Source organism: Citrobacter sp. RHBSTW-00944, from assembly GCF_013615435.1.
In the GTDB taxonomy this organism is placed as follows: Bacteria; Pseudomonadota; Gammaproteobacteria; order Enterobacterales; family Enterobacteriaceae; genus Citrobacter; species Citrobacter braakii.
The window spans coordinates 3,297,371-3,312,740 of sequence record NZ_CP055418.1 but is presented as its reverse complement, the minus strand read 5'-3'; the positions used below and the strand labels follow the sequence as shown (position 1 = coordinate 3,312,740).

Annotated in this window: 17 protein-coding genes; 9 read left to right on the top strand and 8 right to left on the bottom strand. The window is 51.9% G+C overall.

The window, feature by feature from the left end; translation table 11 throughout:
* The first annotated feature begins 60 nt into the window (after positions 1 to 60).
* The gene (gene dacC, locus HV334_RS15995; protein ID WP_065554553.1) at positions 61 to 1,263 is read left to right on the top strand and encodes a serine-type D-Ala-D-Ala carboxypeptidase; all 1,203 of its coding nucleotides are present in this window, start codon (positions 61 to 63) and stop codon (positions 1,261 to 1,263) included.
* A 45-nt stretch (positions 1,264 to 1,308) separates the two neighbouring features.
* Here dacC and deoR read toward each other — a convergent pair whose 3' ends face one another.
* Both deoR and ybjG read right to left on the bottom strand, forming a co-directional pair.
* A complete protein-coding gene (deoR, locus tag HV334_RS15990; protein ID WP_019076372.1) occupies positions 1,309 to 2,067 on the bottom strand; it encodes a DNA-binding transcriptional repressor DeoR in 759 nt (252 codons plus the stop codon).
* Between the two features lie 64 nt (positions 2,068 to 2,131).
* Entirely contained in the window at positions 2,132 to 2,740 is a 609-nt protein-coding gene (gene ybjG, locus HV334_RS15985; protein ID WP_181220616.1) for an undecaprenyl-diphosphate phosphatase, read from the bottom strand.
* A gap of 297 nt (positions 2,741 to 3,037) precedes the next feature.
* Here ybjG and HV334_RS15980 point away from each other — a divergent pair, with 297 nt between their 5' ends.
* Positions 3,038 to 4,270: an MFS transporter gene (locus HV334_RS15980; RefSeq protein ID WP_181220615.1), complete on the top strand. Its 1,233-nt coding sequence runs from the start codon at positions 3,038 to 3,040 to the stop codon at positions 4,268 to 4,270.
* 28 nt (positions 4,271 to 4,298) lie between these two features.
* Here HV334_RS15980 and HV334_RS15975 read toward each other — a convergent pair whose 3' ends face one another.
* The 3 genes from HV334_RS15975 to HV334_RS15965 form a co-directional block, all read right to left on the bottom strand.
* The gene (locus tag HV334_RS15975) at positions 4,299 to 4,580 is read right to left on the bottom strand and encodes a hypothetical protein (RefSeq protein WP_103766083.1); all 282 of its coding nucleotides are present in this window, start codon (positions 4,578 to 4,580) and stop codon (positions 4,299 to 4,301) included.
* A 106-nt stretch (positions 4,581 to 4,686) separates the two neighbouring features.
* A complete protein-coding gene (locus tag HV334_RS15970; protein WP_049282702.1) occupies positions 4,687 to 5,502 on the bottom strand; it encodes a Cof-type HAD-IIB family hydrolase in 816 nt (271 codons plus the stop codon).
* Positions 5,502 to 6,710, bottom strand: coding sequence for an MFS transporter (locus tag HV334_RS15965; RefSeq protein ID WP_029139467.1), 1,209 nt, complete (start codon positions 6,708 to 6,710; stop codon positions 5,502 to 5,504). Before HV334_RS15965 ends, HV334_RS15970 begins: the two co-directional genes overlap by 1 nt.
* Positions 6,711 to 6,795: 85 nt before the next feature.
* Between HV334_RS15965 and HV334_RS15960 the strand changes: the two genes are divergently transcribed.
* Entirely contained in the window at positions 6,796 to 7,356 is a 561-nt protein-coding gene (locus HV334_RS15960; RefSeq protein WP_029139468.1) for a TetR/AcrR family transcriptional regulator, read from the top strand.
* On the opposite strand, the gene HV334_RS15955 is transcribed toward HV334_RS15960, so the two are convergent.
* Both HV334_RS15955 and HV334_RS15950 read right to left on the bottom strand, forming a co-directional pair.
* Positions 7,343 to 8,140: an SDR family oxidoreductase gene (locus HV334_RS15955; protein WP_181220614.1), complete on the bottom strand. Its 798-nt coding sequence runs from the start codon at positions 8,138 to 8,140 to the stop codon at positions 7,343 to 7,345. The genes HV334_RS15960 and HV334_RS15955 overlap by 14 nt on opposite strands.
* Positions 8,141 to 8,407: 267 nt before the next feature.
* Complete coding sequence (locus HV334_RS15950; protein WP_016152406.1) at positions 8,408 to 10,093, bottom strand: aspartate:alanine antiporter; 1,686 nt, start codon at positions 10,091 to 10,093, stop codon at positions 8,408 to 8,410.
* Positions 10,094 to 10,362: 269 nt separating this feature from the next.
* Here HV334_RS15950 and HV334_RS15945 point away from each other — a divergent pair, with 269 nt between their 5' ends.
* Positions 10,363 to 10,743 carry an inner membrane protein YbjM gene (locus tag HV334_RS15945; protein ID WP_016152407.1) on the top strand — a complete coding sequence of 127 codons (381 nt, stop codon included), beginning with the start codon at positions 10,363 to 10,365 and terminating at the stop codon, positions 10,741 to 10,743.
* Between the two features lie 34 nt (positions 10,744 to 10,777).
* On the opposite strand, the gene HV334_RS15940 is transcribed toward HV334_RS15945, so the two are convergent.
* Positions 10,778 to 11,041, bottom strand: coding sequence for a GrxA family glutaredoxin (locus HV334_RS15940; protein ID WP_016152408.1), 264 nt, complete (start codon positions 11,039 to 11,041; stop codon positions 10,778 to 10,780).
* A gap of 172 nt (positions 11,042 to 11,213) precedes the next feature.
* Here HV334_RS15940 and HV334_RS15935 point away from each other — a divergent pair, with 172 nt between their 5' ends.
* From HV334_RS15935 to potF, 5 genes are all read left to right on the top strand, one after another.
* On the top strand, positions 11,214 to 11,504 hold the full coding sequence (locus tag HV334_RS15935) for a YbjC family protein (protein ID WP_016152409.1): 291 nt from the start codon (positions 11,214 to 11,216) through the stop codon (positions 11,502 to 11,504).
* Entirely contained in the window at positions 11,488 to 12,210 is a 723-nt protein-coding gene (gene nfsA, locus HV334_RS15930; protein ID WP_016156098.1) for a nitroreductase NfsA, read from the top strand. The genes HV334_RS15935 and nfsA overlap by 17 nt, the downstream gene beginning before the upstream one ends.
* A 59-nt stretch (positions 12,211 to 12,269) precedes the next feature.
* Complete coding sequence (gene rimK, locus HV334_RS15925; protein ID WP_181220613.1) at positions 12,270 to 13,172, top strand: 30S ribosomal protein S6--L-glutamate ligase; 903 nt, start codon at positions 12,270 to 12,272, stop codon at positions 13,170 to 13,172.
* A gap of 90 nt (positions 13,173 to 13,262) precedes the next feature.
* On the top strand, positions 13,263 to 13,739 hold the full coding sequence (locus tag HV334_RS15920; protein WP_016152413.1) for a YbjN domain-containing protein: 477 nt from the start codon (positions 13,263 to 13,265) through the stop codon (positions 13,737 to 13,739).
* Between the two features lie 432 nt (positions 13,740 to 14,171).
* Complete coding sequence (gene potF, locus HV334_RS15915) at positions 14,172 to 15,284, top strand: spermidine/putrescine ABC transporter substrate-binding protein PotF (RefSeq protein WP_016152414.1); 1,113 nt, start codon at positions 14,172 to 14,174, stop codon at positions 15,282 to 15,284.
* The last annotated feature ends 86 nt before the right edge of the window (positions 15,285 to 15,370 follow it).

Here is a 15,370-nt window from a genome sequence, read left to right as displayed (position 1 = left end):
TTTGTGTAAACACGGTGTGGTATGACGTGGTTTTTTGGAATGGATACTCGGGTGGCATTTATGACGCAATACTTCTCTTCACTTCGCAGCTTTGCTGCAGGTTCTGCACTCTTAATCCTTTTGTCGCCGAGCGTACAGGCGGCGGAGCAACCAACGGCCCCACCGAGCGTCGACGCGCGCGCGTGGATCCTAATGGATTACGCCAGCGGTAAGGTACTGGCGGAAGGTAATGCTGATGAGAAACTGGATCCTGCCAGTCTGACTAAGATCATGACCAGCTATGTGGTCGGTCAGGCGCTGAAGGCCGGGAAAATTAACCTCAACGATATGGTCACCGTGGGCAAAGACGCCTGGGCGACCGGTAATCCGGCCCTGCGCGGTTCGTCTGTTATGTTCCTCAAGCCCGGCGATCAGGTTGCAGTGTCCGATCTGAACAAAGGCGTTATCATCCAGTCTGGTAACGATGCCTGTATCGCACTGGCTGATTACGTTGCCGGCAGCCAGGAATCCTTCATTGGTCTGATGAACGGCTACGCGAAAAAACTGGGGCTGACCAATACCACTTTCCAGACCGTGCATGGCCTGGATGCGGCAGGACAGTTCAGTACCGCACGTGATATGGCCCTGCTCGGGAAGGCGCTAATCCACGATGTACCGGAAGAGTACGCTATCCACAAAGAGAAAGAATTTACCTTTAATAAAATCCGCCAGCCGAACCGCAACCGTTTGTTGTGGAGCACCAACCTGAACGTGGACGGTATGAAAACCGGTACCACGGCCGGGGCGGGATACAACCTGGTTGCTTCCGCGACCCAAGGGGATATGCGCCTGATCTCTGTGGTGTTGGGGGCGAAAACCGACCGCATTCGTTTTAATGAGTCAGAAAAGTTGCTGACCTGGGGCTTCCGCTTCTTTGAAACCGTTACGCCGATTAAACCGGATGCCACTTTCGTGACGCAGCGCGTCTGGTTTGGCGATAAGAGTGAAGTTAATTTGGGCGCCGGAGAAGCGGGCTCGGTGACTATCCCGCGTGGTCAGCTCAAAAACCTGAAGGCCAGCTTTACCCTGACCGAACCACAGTTAACCGCGCCGCTGAAGAAAGGCCAGGTTGTGGGAACTATCGACTTCCAGTTGAACGGGAAATCCATCGAGCAGCGTCCACTGATGGTGATGGAGGCCGTGGAAGAGGGGGGATTCTTTAGTCGCATGTGGGACTTTGTGATGATGAAATTCCACCAGTGGTTTGGCGGCTGGTTCTCTTAATCTTAGCGTTTGCCGGATGACGCTATCGCCATCCGGCAGTATCGCTTAATACATCAGTTTGATACGTTGCGCTTTCGCGTACTCAACAAACGCCTCGTCAGGACGGCTATCGCTGACGATGGTATTAAAGCGTTTTACTTCACCCATCCGCGCAGGACGCACCTTACCAAATTTGCTGTGATCGACCACCAGCACGTGATGCTGCGCCATCGACATCGCCCAGTGTTTCACCGGTAGCTCTTCCAGGTTAAAACAGGTCGCGCCTTTCTCAATATGAACGCCAGCTGCGGAATAAAAAGCGATATCCGGGCACAGGTTGTTCAGCGTTTCCTGGAAATCAAGCGGTTTGAAAATTGCGTTGCTGGCATGGAATTCGCCACCACACAGAATGACGCGGCACTGCGGTTTTTCCTGCAGCACCAGAAACGTATTCAGCGAGTAGCAGATTGCGGTGAAAGGCAATTCATTGTCGATAGCCTCAATGATCCACGGCGTGGTGGTACCACAGTCGAAAAAGATAGTCTGGTGTGCCTGCACGAGGCTTGCCGCCATCTGGGCGGCACGGCGCTTTTCATCAACCAGTCGGGATTTTTGATCGCTGATTAAATAGTGATTGGCGCTGCGGGGTTCCAGAACAATATAGCCCCCGAGCAAGACGACGGGAGCATCGTGATTATTCAGGTCGCGACGGATGGTCATCTCAGATACGCCCAGCAGCGTCGCGGCTTCTTTGAGGTGTAATTTATCGCTGCGTTTCAGCGCCTGCAGTAATTGACCAATACGCTCGTCGCGTCGAGTTTCCATAGTTCCCCTGGAGAGTAGAATAAGTGCTCAGTATCGCGCTTAATACTACTCTTTTTACCGTGGGTTAGTCACGCACCCAGCCTTTAAGGATGGGCAGAGCGAAGCAGGCGCGATAGCCATTTTGCAAGCCGAGGTACAGGGGCGTGCCAAACCGCTGCCAGATCATCTGGGCACTCAGGCAGCCAATCAGCCCGGCGAGTAATCCTCCCAGCATATCCAGCGGCCAGTGTACGCCAAGGTAGACCCGCGACCAGGCAATCGCCACAGCAACGACCATCAGCAGAGCGCCCGTCCACAGGCGATGCCAGAACAGGAAAGCCAGTGCAAAGGTAAAGATAACCGTACCGTGATCGCTCGGGAAAGAGTCATCCGCCGCATGATGCAGGAAGTTGTAACCGATGTGGTTAACAAACGGACGATCGTGAGGAAACAGATGCCCCATCAGCCATGAAATCGTCAGACCGACGATCAGCGCAATCGCCATTTTTATAACTAACTGGCGCTGGAGAGTAACCTGGGCCCGCGGCCCCCAAAGCCAAAGCACAACGGCTAACAGCGGTACGATGTTAATCAGGTCTTTGGCAATAAAAATGGCAAGCGATATCATCCATTGCGCAGAGTCCGGCGTGGCATTGATGAGATAAAAAAGTGAGTTGTTCAGATTTTCCAGCATAACGTCCAGACTCAGTGTAATCGTTAAAAAGGCCCATGAGGGGAGAGCATAAAATTGCTTTCACGGGATAAAAAGCGGTCTTGTCTTATTTGTCTGTTAAATGACTATTTTTCAGACAATTAATGAGACTTATTGAACATGATAGCGGCCTCAACTTAAATTAACCTTAACGCAAAATGTTCCTGAGCAATTGAGTGTAAAAATGTGCGCAATTTGCTTGCAAATCACATAATTCACTATCACCAGTACGGCGCATTTATTACACTTTGCGCGATTTTCCTATAGTTAAGAGACTGCATGCAGAACCGTTTATCTTCAGGCGCCCATTTGGGGCGTCAGGCATTACTTTTCCCTCTCTGTCTGGTGCTTTACGAATTCTCTACTTATATCGGCAACGATATGATCCAGCCCGGAATGTTGGCGGTGGTGGAGCAATATAATGCCGGATTAGATTGGGTGCCCACATCCATGACCGCCTATCTGGCTGGCGGCATGTTTTTGCAGTGGTTATTAGGACCGCTGTCGGATCGAATTGGACGTCGCCCGGTGATGTTAACCGGCGTGCTCTGGTTCATTGTGACCTGCCTTGCAACCCTGCTTGCGCAGAATATTGAGCAATTTACCTTCCTGCGTTTTTTACAAGGGATAAGCCTGTGCTTTATTGGCGCGGTGGGTTACGCCGCAATTCAGGAATCCTTTGAAGAAGCGGTGTGCATAAAAATTACCGCGCTGATGGCAAACGTAGCGTTGATTGCGCCCCTGCTGGGGCCGTTGGTCGGTGCAGCCTGGGTACATGTTCTGCCGTGGGAAGGGATGTTTATCCTGTTTGCCGCCCTGGCCGCCATCTCTTTTTTTGGTCTGCAACGCGCGATGCCGGAAACGGCAACCCGGCTTGGTGAAAAGCTGTCGATTAAAGAGCTGGGCAAAGATTATAAGCTGGTGCTGAGGAACGTGCGCTTCGTTGCAGGCGCGCTGGCATTGGGTTTTGTCAGCCTGCCGTTACTGGCGTGGATTGCGCAGTCCCCGATTATTATCATCAGCGGTGAACATCTCAGCAGTTACGAATATGGCCTGTTGCAGGTACCGATTTTTGGCGCGTTGATTGCCGGTAACCTGGTACTGGCGCGCCTGACCTCGCGAAAAACCGTACGTTCGCTGATTATCATGGGCGGCTGGCCAATCGCCGTCGGGCTGGTGATTGCCGCTGCGGCCACGGTGGTGTCATCCCATGCGTATCTATGGATGACGGCGGGTTTAAGCATCTATGCGTTTGGTATTGGCGTGGCGAATGCGGGACTGGTACGTCTGACGCTGTTTGCCAGTGAAATGAGTAAGGGCACGGTTTCTGCCGCCATGGGTATGTTGCAGATGCTGATTTTTACCGTCGGTATTGAGCTGAGTAAACACGCTTATCTGCTCGGAGGAAACGGCTTGTTCAGCCTGTTCAATCTGGCAAGCGGCGTACTGTGGGTGATTCTGATGGTTATCTTCCTGAAAGATAAACGGGTAGGGGATTCACGGGAAGGTTAAAGCCCGGTTGCCCGGGCCAGGCAAAAACTTAGTGGTGATCGTCAATCTGGTGTTCGATGATCATTCCTTCACCGACGCTTGCAACATGTCGCGCATAAGGATGTGCGCGATAGACAGGCGCCGGGGCAGGCGCCGGAGCAACATACACCGTTTGTGGCGCTGTGGTAACGCTGACCGCCTGCGGAACGCTGACGGAAGAGGGTACTACCACCACCTTATAACCGCTTGGTACATCAATGGTAACGCTTTGCGCAAATGTTGTCCCCGCAAAACCCAGCAACAATGTCGCTATCAGTACACTTTTCTTCATAATCCGCTCGTCTGAATATTCACTGGAGGTAATAATCCAGCGGGTTAATTTGAGGCGGATTATGAATAGATCATGCCATCATTTTGTTGCCGTCTGTGCTGAGGCGTTATTGCGTAAACGGTGCTTCATTCTTTAACACGCGGTCGATAATATCCAGCACGCCCTCTTCGTTGTTCGACCCTGCGCGATATTTTGCCGCCTGGATAACCGGCTCATGGGCGTTCGCCATTGCAAAACTAAATCCTGCCTGACGCAGCATCTCAATATCATTGCCGCCATCGCCAAACACAACAACCTCATCGTCGGTAATATTCCAGCGTTGTTGCAGCAGACGCAGACCGTTTGCCTTATGCACACCGGGTATAATTAAATCGATGCTGCCGTAGCCGGTATGTACCGGCACCATAATGTCGCCAATCGCCTCATGGAGGTCAGCCTGCACCTGGGGGATACGATCGTCTGAAATATTTAGCCCGAACTTGAAGAAAATGTCGTTGAGGTTGTCAAAATTATCCACAAATTCAAGACGATGATAATACATGGCGGAGACAGTCTTATGCTCATCGCTGTACCGCTTCAGGGTATAGGCGCTATTTTTACCGCAGGCGATAATGTCGATGTCCGTACGGGTCAGCAGATGTTCCATGATGGCCTGGAAATCGTCTTTTGCCAGCTCACCGTTAAAGACATCTTCCCCTTCACTGACCACCCATCCGCCGTTTTCGGCGACAAATGAGATTTCACTGGCCAGTTCAGGGAAAAAGGAGATGAGCTGGTAATACTGGTTACCGCTGGCGACCACAAAGCGGATCCCTTGTTCTTTCATCTGGCGGTATTGCGCCATAAAGCGCTCACGATTATAGGTTTTTTGGTCGCTTAAAAATGTGCCGTCCATGTCGACTGCAATCAGTTTGATACGCATTAGCTGTTCTCCATCACAGTGGTGTTTTTGAGATCCGGTTTTGCCACCGCTTTCGCGACGATGGCGGCGACAAGCACCAGCGCCAGCACCACCAGCATAGCGCTACGCAGGCCGTAGTGTTCACCCAGGTAGCCCAGCAGCGGTGGTCCAACCAGGAATGCCAGATAGCCGGTAGTGGCGACAACGCTGACGCGGGTTGGCGCATCGGGGCCGGTGTCGCTGGCAGCCGAAATGGTCAGTGGGAATCCCAGTGATGCGCCGAGTCCCCACAGAATAACGGAAACACCCGCCACCCAAGTGCTGTCGACAAAAATAATCAGGCTAATCCCAAGAGCACCCATAAGCGCACTGGCGCGTACTACCGCGACGCGGCTGTAGCGGTCGATGAACCAGCCGCCAGTAAATCGTCCAACGGTCATGCCCAGCGTAAATCCGGCATAAATCAGCGAGCCTGATGTTGGGCTAAATCCATGTCCGTCCACCATCAGCAGCGGAAGCCAGTCGTTGGCGGAACCTTCAGCAAATGCCATTGCAAGCACCACGACGCCAATCAGCAATAGCTGAATATCGCGATAAAAAGGCAGTCCTTTTTCGCCAGAGTGAGACCCGTCAGCGGCATTTTTACCCGTGCCGTCAGGAATAGCTTTGATGGCGATGAAGATAGGGGTGATAGCCACCATCGCCGCCAGCAAGATATGCGCGGTCGCCGGTACGCTGAAGGCGGTAAGCATCATCCCGACTCCGGCACCCGCCAGCGTTCCCAGGCTGTAAAAACCGTGCATCATCGGCAGTACGGTTTTATTCATTTCGCGCTCAACAGCCGCACCTTCGACGTTGATGGCAACTTCTGCTGCGCCAAAGCTGGCGCCGAACACGCCCAGACCAAATGCGAAAAGCCATGCGGAATGCAGCCAGAGCGCCACGCTGAGGATTGCCATTCCGAGGACTGCGCAAGACATGGTGGTGCGGATCACTTTACGCGTGCCAAATCGTTTCACCAGCCAGGCCGAACAAAGAATGCCACTCATCGAACCAATTGAGAGTCCAAACAGCACCGCGCCCATTTCGGCGGTTGAGATGGAGAGGATATCTCTGATGGCAGGGGTACGCGTTGCCCAGGAAGCCATTAATAATCCTGGTAAAAAGAAGAACGTGAACAGTGCCCAGGTGCGACGTCTTAAGGCTTTGCGTGATGAGATGCCAGTCATGAATTCGAGCCAAAGAAAAGAGGAAAGAAGACAACCTTAGCAAGGTTGTGTACATTTGTACACAAATGCAAGAAGAGGTAATGCAGTGCGACGTGCGAACGATCCGCAGCGGCGGGAAAAAATAGTTCAGGCGACTCTGGATGCGGTAATAGCCCATGGTATTCATGCGGTTACACATCGGAAGATTGCGACAATTGCTCAGGTGCCCTTGGGTTCTATGACCTATTACTTTTCGGGAATTGATGAGCTTTTAATGGAGGCATTTGACCGTTTTACTGACAGGATGATGCTGCAGTATCAGGCTTTTTTTGCCGACGTTGCGGATGCGTCGCAGGCTTGCCATGCGATTACCGATATGATTTACAGCTCCCAGGTCACGACACCCGATAACATGGAACTCATGTATCAGCTGTATGCCTTCGCCAGCCGTAAACCGGCACTAAAAACGGTGATGCAAAACTGGATGTTACGCAGCCAACAAACGCTGGAGCAGTGGTTTGCTCCGGTTACGGCGCGGGCGCTGGATGCGTTTATTGAAGGGATGACGCTGCATTTTGTCACGGACAAAAAACCGCTGCGGCGAGAAGATATCTTGCTGATGGTGGAGCGTATTGCGGGGTTGCCCGCGACGGTCAGCTGTGCGTAGCGCCGCCGGTAATATTCACCACCGTTGCGGTGATTGCTCCGGCATGGTCTGAAGCCAGAAAGGTCATTACCTCTGCGATTTGTGCAAGCGTAGGCAGACGCCCAAGCATGGTACTTTGCGCCGCACCAGCTAACCATTGTGCGACGGTTATACCCATTGACTGCGCTTTAGCGGTAAAAATCTCCCCGGTATAGGAACCGGCCTGAACGGCATCCACAATCGCATGCGAGCGCACGCCGACGACCCGAACATTCGCCGGCCCCAGTTCGCTGGCAAGCGCTTTAATAAAGGCCTCTGTTCCCGCACAGCCGACGATGTGTCCCAGATGGCCAGGCATCGCCATCGGGGCCGCGGGCGCAACAACGGTGAGAATGACGCCCGCACGATTGCCGCCCATGTGTGGTGTTACGGCTTTTGCGATATTGAACTGCGCCGAGAGGAAAGGGGTGATACCGCTCATAAACTCAGAAAGGGATAACGCCTCGATGCGTTTGCCCTGTTCATGCATAAAGCCGGTTGCGTTAACCACCACATCTATTCCACCGGTTTGCTGCGCAAGCTGAGTAACTTGTTTTGAGGTGCCGTATTCGTCGAGTACATCGGTGACAAAGGTTTCGGCGGCACCGCCCGCGGTTCGAATGCTACTGGCCGCCCAATCCAGCTTTTCCTGACTGCGCGCGCCCAGATACACATGGGCGCCTTCACGCGCCATGGCATGCGCAACTGCACTGCCTATAGCGCCGCTGCCTCCGAAGATTACCGCGACTTTGCCTGCGAGTAACATAGCACCCCCCATTACCATTTAGCTCTGACTAAAAGTATGTGTCATAACCAGCATGCTGCAAATGTGAGAGAGTTTCGGGGGAGGGAGTCAGCGATCGCAAAATTCAGGCAACAAAAAACCCATCAACCTTGAACCAAAACGGCGGGGTTGATGGGCTCCACAAATTGGGGACATCAAAGAAAAGCAGTGGCAATAGTTATGACTGACGTCTTGAAGAAAAGTTCTGCTTACCTGCAAAAAATTTTCGTTTAAGAGTAAATTTCAGCGCTAACCAAGCCCAGGCCAGACAATGACGATGAGTGTCCCCGCTAATGTCAGCAGTACGTTGGCAATTGCGTAGGTCCCGGCATAGCCTAATGCGGGGATGTTGCTGCGTGCCGTATCGCTGATGATTTCCATTGCCGGAGCGCAGGTACGCGCGCCCATCATGGCGCCAAAAAGCAGGGCGCGGTTCATGCGCAATACGTAAGCACCGAATAAGAAACAGATGACAACCGGCACCAGGCTGACAACCAGGCCGGCAATCAGCATTTGCCCACCCACGGCGCCAAGGCCATTGCCAATGCCGCTGCCCGCGCTTAAACCGACGCCTGCCATAAATACCATCAGGCCAAACTCTTTGACCATGTTCAGCGCCCCCTGTGGGATATAGCCAAACGTTGGATGGTTGGCACGCAGGAAGCCCAGCATGATCCCGGCGAATAGCAGTCCAGCCGCGTTCCCGATGCCGAAGCTGAAATTACTGAACTGGAAGGTGATCATCCCGATCATCAGACCGATGATAAAGAAGGCGCAGAAGGCCAGCAGATCGGTCACCTGACTGTGAATGGAAATGAAGCCGATACGATCGGCAATGGTTTTGACGCGGCGAGCATCCCCACTGACCTGCAGCACGTCGCCTTTATTAAGCACGACGTTGTCATCGATAGGCATTTCAATCTGGCTACGGATCACGCGGTTGAGAAAACAGCCGTGATCGGTCAGCTTCAACTGGGCCAGGCGGCGGCCAACGGCATTGTGATTTTTCACCACAATCTCTTCAGTGACGATGCGCATATCGAGCAGATCGCGATCGAACACCTCTTTACCATTACGGAAGCTGGGATCGAGGCGGGCATGTGCATCAGGATAACCCACCAGGGCTATCTCATCGCCCATTTGCAGTACCGCGTCGCCATCCGGGTTGGCCAGGATGCCGTTGCGACGGATGCGTTCAATGTAACAACCGGTCTGGCGATAGATACCCAGCTCGCGCAGATTTTTGCCATCGGCCCATGCCACCAGTTCCGGGCCAACGCGATAGGCACGAATTACCGGCAGATAAACCTTACGGTTGGCATCAGTGTCCAGACCCCGTTCACGTGCGATTTGTTGGGCGCTGGTTTGCAGATCCTGATGCTGAAGTTTCGGCAGGTAGCGCGCGCCAACAATCAGACTGACCAAACCAATCAAATAGGTGAGCGCATAACCGAGGCTCAGGTTATCGAGGGCGGTTGAAAGCGATGTCCCCGACATTCCGGAATGGCGCAAGGTGTCACCCGCGCCGACCAGCACCGGCGTTGAGGTCATCGAGCCGGCCAGCATACCTGCCGTCAGGCCGATGTCCCAGCCAAATAGCTTACCCAGCCCCAGGGCGATCAGCATGGCGCTGCCGACCATCACCAGAGCAAGCATTAGATAATTTTTCCCATCGCGAAAAAAAATCGAAAAAAAGTTGGGACCGGCTTCGACACCGACACAAAAAATAAACAGCATAAAGCCGAGATTTAATGCATCGGTGTTAATACTAAAGTGCTGTTGACCTAATAATAGGGACACCACTAAAACGCCAATGGAATTACCGAGTTGGACTGAACCCAGACGTAATTTACCCAGACACAGGCCCAGTGCCAGGACCACAAATAATAACAGGATGTAATTCCCATTTAACAAATCTGCGACGTTTATATTCACGGAGACTAACTTCTTGTTTACTAGTAAGCTATTGAAAGAAATGGCAATTTACGCTAATGTTTTTGCCAGAAATTAAGGGGCGACAGCTTCGTACACAGCCCCGAATAATGCAGCATAACAATATATGCGGTTAGTTTAATCTCATTACGTATCAACGGCTATAAGAATCGTGTGAGTGTGTTTTTGGCATGGAATGCCTGGTTACTTTATCTGACTGGACGCCTGCGGGCGAAAAGAGTGTTCGATAGAGAATGTGTCAGGAGGAACAATTGAAACATAAGCAAAGTTGGGCGGGTGCGGTCTGCTGCTTTGTGCTCTTTATTGTGGTGTGTCTTTCATTAACGCTGAACGTGAAAGGGGCATTCAGAGCGGCAGGGCATCCTGAGGTCGGATTGTTGTTTTTTATCCTGCCTGGTGCTGCAGCAAGCTTTTTCTCCCATCGTCGGGAGGTGCTCAAACCCCTTCTTGGTGCCATGTTGGCGGCGCCGTGCTGTCTGTTACTGATGCGGTTCGTTTTTATGCCGACGCGTTCATTGTGGCAAGAGCTGGCGTGGTTGTTTAGTGCGGTGTTTTGGTGCGCGCTTGGCGCATTGTGTTTTTTGTTTATCAGCAACTTGTTCAATCAGCATCATCGACGGAAAAAGAACTGAAGACGCCCTCCAGCGGAGGGCGTAGAAACGGCTATCAGGCGAACAGATTCATGTTCTCTTTTGCCCACGCTTCAAAATCCGTGCAGCCGCCGATGTGTTTTTGATCAACAAAAATCTGCGGAACGGTTTCAACTGGCTTACCTACCGTCTTTTCCAGATCGGCTTTCGTAATACCTTCGGCATGGATATCAATGTAGCGGAAGTTAAAATCGTCATGCTCATTGCTTAATTTTTCTGCTAATTCTTTTGCGCGCACACAATACGGGCACCCTGGACGACCAAAAATAACGGCAAACATCTCTCTCTCCTCGAACTTATCAGGCCGGATGGCAATACTTGTTATGATGCCGCGATTTGTGACAGATGAAAAGCAGGTTCAGCCTGTTGCTTTGATATCCTCAAGCTATAACTGTTAAACACGTCAAGCCGGAACGTTTTATAATGAAAGCCATTTCGCCGGGAGGCCGCTTATGCGCACAATTGGTGCATTACCCAAAAGCGTATTGATGCTGGAAATAATCGGGATGGTTTTGTTATCGCTGGCGCTGCTATCGCTTAACGATTACCTCACTTTACCCGCACCGCTTGGCAGTCCGTTAGCCTGCGTGGTGATGATATTTCTGGGTGTGCTGCTGATGCTTCCCGCCGCAGTGGTATTAACGTGGCGTATTGCTCAACTGGTTGCGCCGCAGCTGATGTCACGAACCCCCGGAGATTCTTCACGTTCAGACAGAGAAAAAAGAGATGACGCCAACCATTGATTTACTTCGTAGCCACCGTTCCATTCGCCATTTCACCGATGATGCCATTTCGGATGCGCAGCGGGAGGCGATTATTGCCGCCGCTCAGGGGACCTCAAGCTCCAGTTTTTTACAATGCACAACCATCGTTCGCATAACGGATAACGCACTGCGCGAATCACTGGCTACTTTATCCGGCGGACAAAAACATGTGGCGCAGGCCGCCGAGTTCTGGGTGTTTTGCGCTGACTTTAATCGCCATTTGCAGATTTGCCCTGACGCGCAACTCGGGCTGGCGGAACAGCTGCTACTGGGCGTTGTTGATACCGCGATGATGGCGCAAAATGCGCTGACGGCGGCAGAGTCTTTGGGGCTTGGCGGCGTGTTTATTGGCGGTCTGCGAAATAACATTGAGCCGGTCACTGAACTGCTGAAGCTTCCGCAACATGTTCTGCCGTTGTTTGGGCTGTGCCTCGGCTGGCCTGCTGATAACCCGGATATCAAGCCGCGACTGCCAGCGTCGCTTGTGGTGCACGAAAATCAGTATCAGCCACTCAACAAAGACGTTTTATCGCAATATGATGAGCAGCTCGCGCAGTACTATCTGACCCGCGGGAGCAATACGCGCCGTGACACCTGGAGCGACCATATTCGCCGCACCATCATTAAAGAAAGTCGTCCCTTTATCCTGGAATATTTGCATAAACAGGGATGGGCTACGCGCTAAAGATTTTAACGCAGTGTATGATACGCCAGCTTTTACCAGGTCATTCAGAGAGGTGCAGGGTGAAAATTGCCATTTTGTCCCGGGACGGAACGCTCTATTCTTGTAAGCGCCTGCGTGAAGCGGCGATGCAGCGTGGTCACCTGGTTGAAATTATCGATCCCCTTTCTTGCTATATGAACATCAGCCCGGCGGCGTCCTCAATTCATTATAAGGGCCGCCAGCTTCCTCATTTCGATGCAGTGATCCCAAGGATTGGTTCAGCGATTACCTTTTACGGTACTGCGGCGTTGCGCCAGTTTGAGATGCTGGGTAGCTATCCGCTGAATGAGTCGGTAGCAATTACGCGTGCGCGCGATAAGCTGCGTTCGCTGCAGTTGCTGGCGCGTCAGGGAATCGATTTACCCATCACCGGGATTGCTCACTCTCCGGACGATACCAGCGACATGATTGACATGGTTGGCGGCGCGCCGCTGGTGGTGAAACTGGTTGAAGGTACGCAGGGGATCGGCGTGGTACTGGCGGAAACGCGGCAGGCCGCAGAAAGCGTGGTGGATGCCTTTCGTGGGTTGAATGCCCATATTCTGGTTCAGGAATATATCAAAGAAGCGAAAGGGCGAGATATTCGCTGTTTCGTGGTCGGTGACGAGGTGGTGGCCGCCATTGAGCGCCGGGCCAAAGAAGGTGATTTTCGTTCTAATCTCCATCGCGGTGGGGCTGCCACTATTGCGAATATCACGCCGCGCGAAAGGGAAATTGCGCTCAAAGCCGCTCAGACAATGGGTCTGGACGTTGCTGGCGTTGATATTCTGCGTGCTGAACGTGGGCCGCTGGTCATGGAGGTCAACGCTTCTCCTGGCCTGGAAGGGGTGGAGAAAACTACCGGAATAGACATTGCCGGCAAGATGATCCAGTGGATTGAGCGTCACGCTACACCTGAATTTTGCCTTAAAATCGGCGGCTAAGCACAATATCGATTGCGATCGTAGTATGATACGCTCTTTTTGCGTAAGCTGTGCCGGTATTTTTTTCATCAATAGAGGTCGCACATTATTATGACATCACTGGTCGTTCCCACTCTGGATACGTTGCGTCAATGGCTCGACGACCTGGGCATGAGTTTTTTTGAATGCGATACCTGTCAGGCGCTGCATTTGCCGCACATGCAGAATTTTGACGGCATCTTTGATGCAAAAGTTGATTTGGTCGATAACGTCATTCTGTTTTCGGCGATGGCAGAAGTCAGACCTTCTGCACTACTGCCGCTGGCCGCCGATCTGTCTGCGATTAACGCCAGTTCACTCACGGTGAAAGCCTTTCTGGATATGCAGGATGATAATCTGCCAAAGCTGGTGGTCTGCCAGTCTTTATCCGTTATCCCGGGCGTGACGTTTGAGCAGTTCGAATATTTTGTTCGCCAGAGTGAAGAGCAAATATCGATGGTGATCCTCGAGGCCGGTGCGCATCAGCTGTTATTTAACGCTGAAGAAGATGCGCAAAACAGCAACGCCGAAGTTCATTTCCTCCATTAATTCTTCCTGAATCTGGACATATATTGCGCAGCCGCTGCCAAAGCGGTTGCGTATTGCCTGTTTTTATTCTGCATTTAACCGTTCATTAAAGAATTATTCACCTCCATTCAGCGCCTTCCACTGTATGTCATAGACAATTCATGCATAAAAAATTGATAAAAGACGTTTTTTAATCTGGGCTATATCCACAAATCCTGGCTAAAGTTATTCTTGCGAAGCTGATCAACGTCATCATTCAAACAGCCCCTTGTGGCCTGACCTGTGGCCACAATGCATATTGAATGCATGGGCGGATAACAGCGCGCAATAGCGGCGTGAGGAGAGTCCTCTCTTTTCATGGGTGCCGCTTGAAAGAATATGCACGTTTCTTGCATATCATTAGAGTGTGACATTTTTGTTCGTTTGTTAACGAACTTTCAGAAGGAAGAGATTATGACCGCCTTAAATAAACGATGGTTACCAGGCCTGGTTGCGGGTGCTCTGATGGCCATCTCTGCTGGCACGCTCGCTGCTGAACAAAAAACGCTGCATATTTATAACTGGTCTGATTATATTGCCCCGGATACGGTGGCTAATTTTGAAAAAGAGACCGGAATTAAAGTTATCTATGACGTATTTGATTCCAATGAAGTGCTGGAAGGTAAGCTCATGGCTGGCAGTACCGGCTTTGACCTTGTCGTTCCATCCGCCAGTTTCCTTGAGCGTCAACTGACCGCGGGCGTCTTCCAGCCGCTGGATAAGAGCAAATTGCCTGGCTGGAAAAACCTCGATCCTGAATTGCTGAAGCTGGTGGGTAAACACGATCCGGACAACAAGTTTGCGATGCCATATATGTGGGCAACAACCGGTATTGGCTATAACGTGGATAAAGTGAAAGCAGTACTGGGGCCAGATGCGCCGGTTAATAGCTGGGATCTGATCCTCAAGCCAGAAAATCTGGAAAAACTCAAAAGCTGCGGCGTCTCTTTCCTCGACGCGCCCGAAGAAGTGTTTGCCACCGTGCTGAATTATTTGGGTAAAGATCCAAACAGTACCAAAGCGGATGATTACACCGGACCGGCAACCGATCTGCTGTTGAAACTGCGCCCGAATATTCGCTACTTCCACTCCTCGCAGTACATTAACGACCTGGCAAACGGTGATACCTGCGTGGCGATTGGCTGGGCCGGGGATGTATGGCAGGCGGCAAACCGTGCGAAAGAAGCGAAAAATGGCGTCAATATTTCCTTCTCGATTCCTAAGGAAGGTGCGATGGCCTTCTTTGATGTGTTCGCGATGCCAGCCGATGCGAAAAACAAAGACGAAGCCTATCAGTTCCTCAACTACCTGCTGCGCCCTGATGTAATTGCGCATATTTCTGACCACGTGTTCTATGCCAATGCCAACAAAGAAGCGACAGCACTGGTCAGCCAGGACGTGCGCGACAACCCGGGCATTTATCCGCCTGCCGATGTCCGCGCCAAGCTGTTCACGCTGAAAGTACAGGATCCGAAGATCGACCGTGTACGTACTCGCGCCTGGACGAAGGTAAAAAGCGGGAAATAACCCGATGTACGGGACGTGACCCGGCAGGATTTACGCCTGCCGGGCAGTGTTGATCCCGGACACATATAACCCGGCAATACGCACCA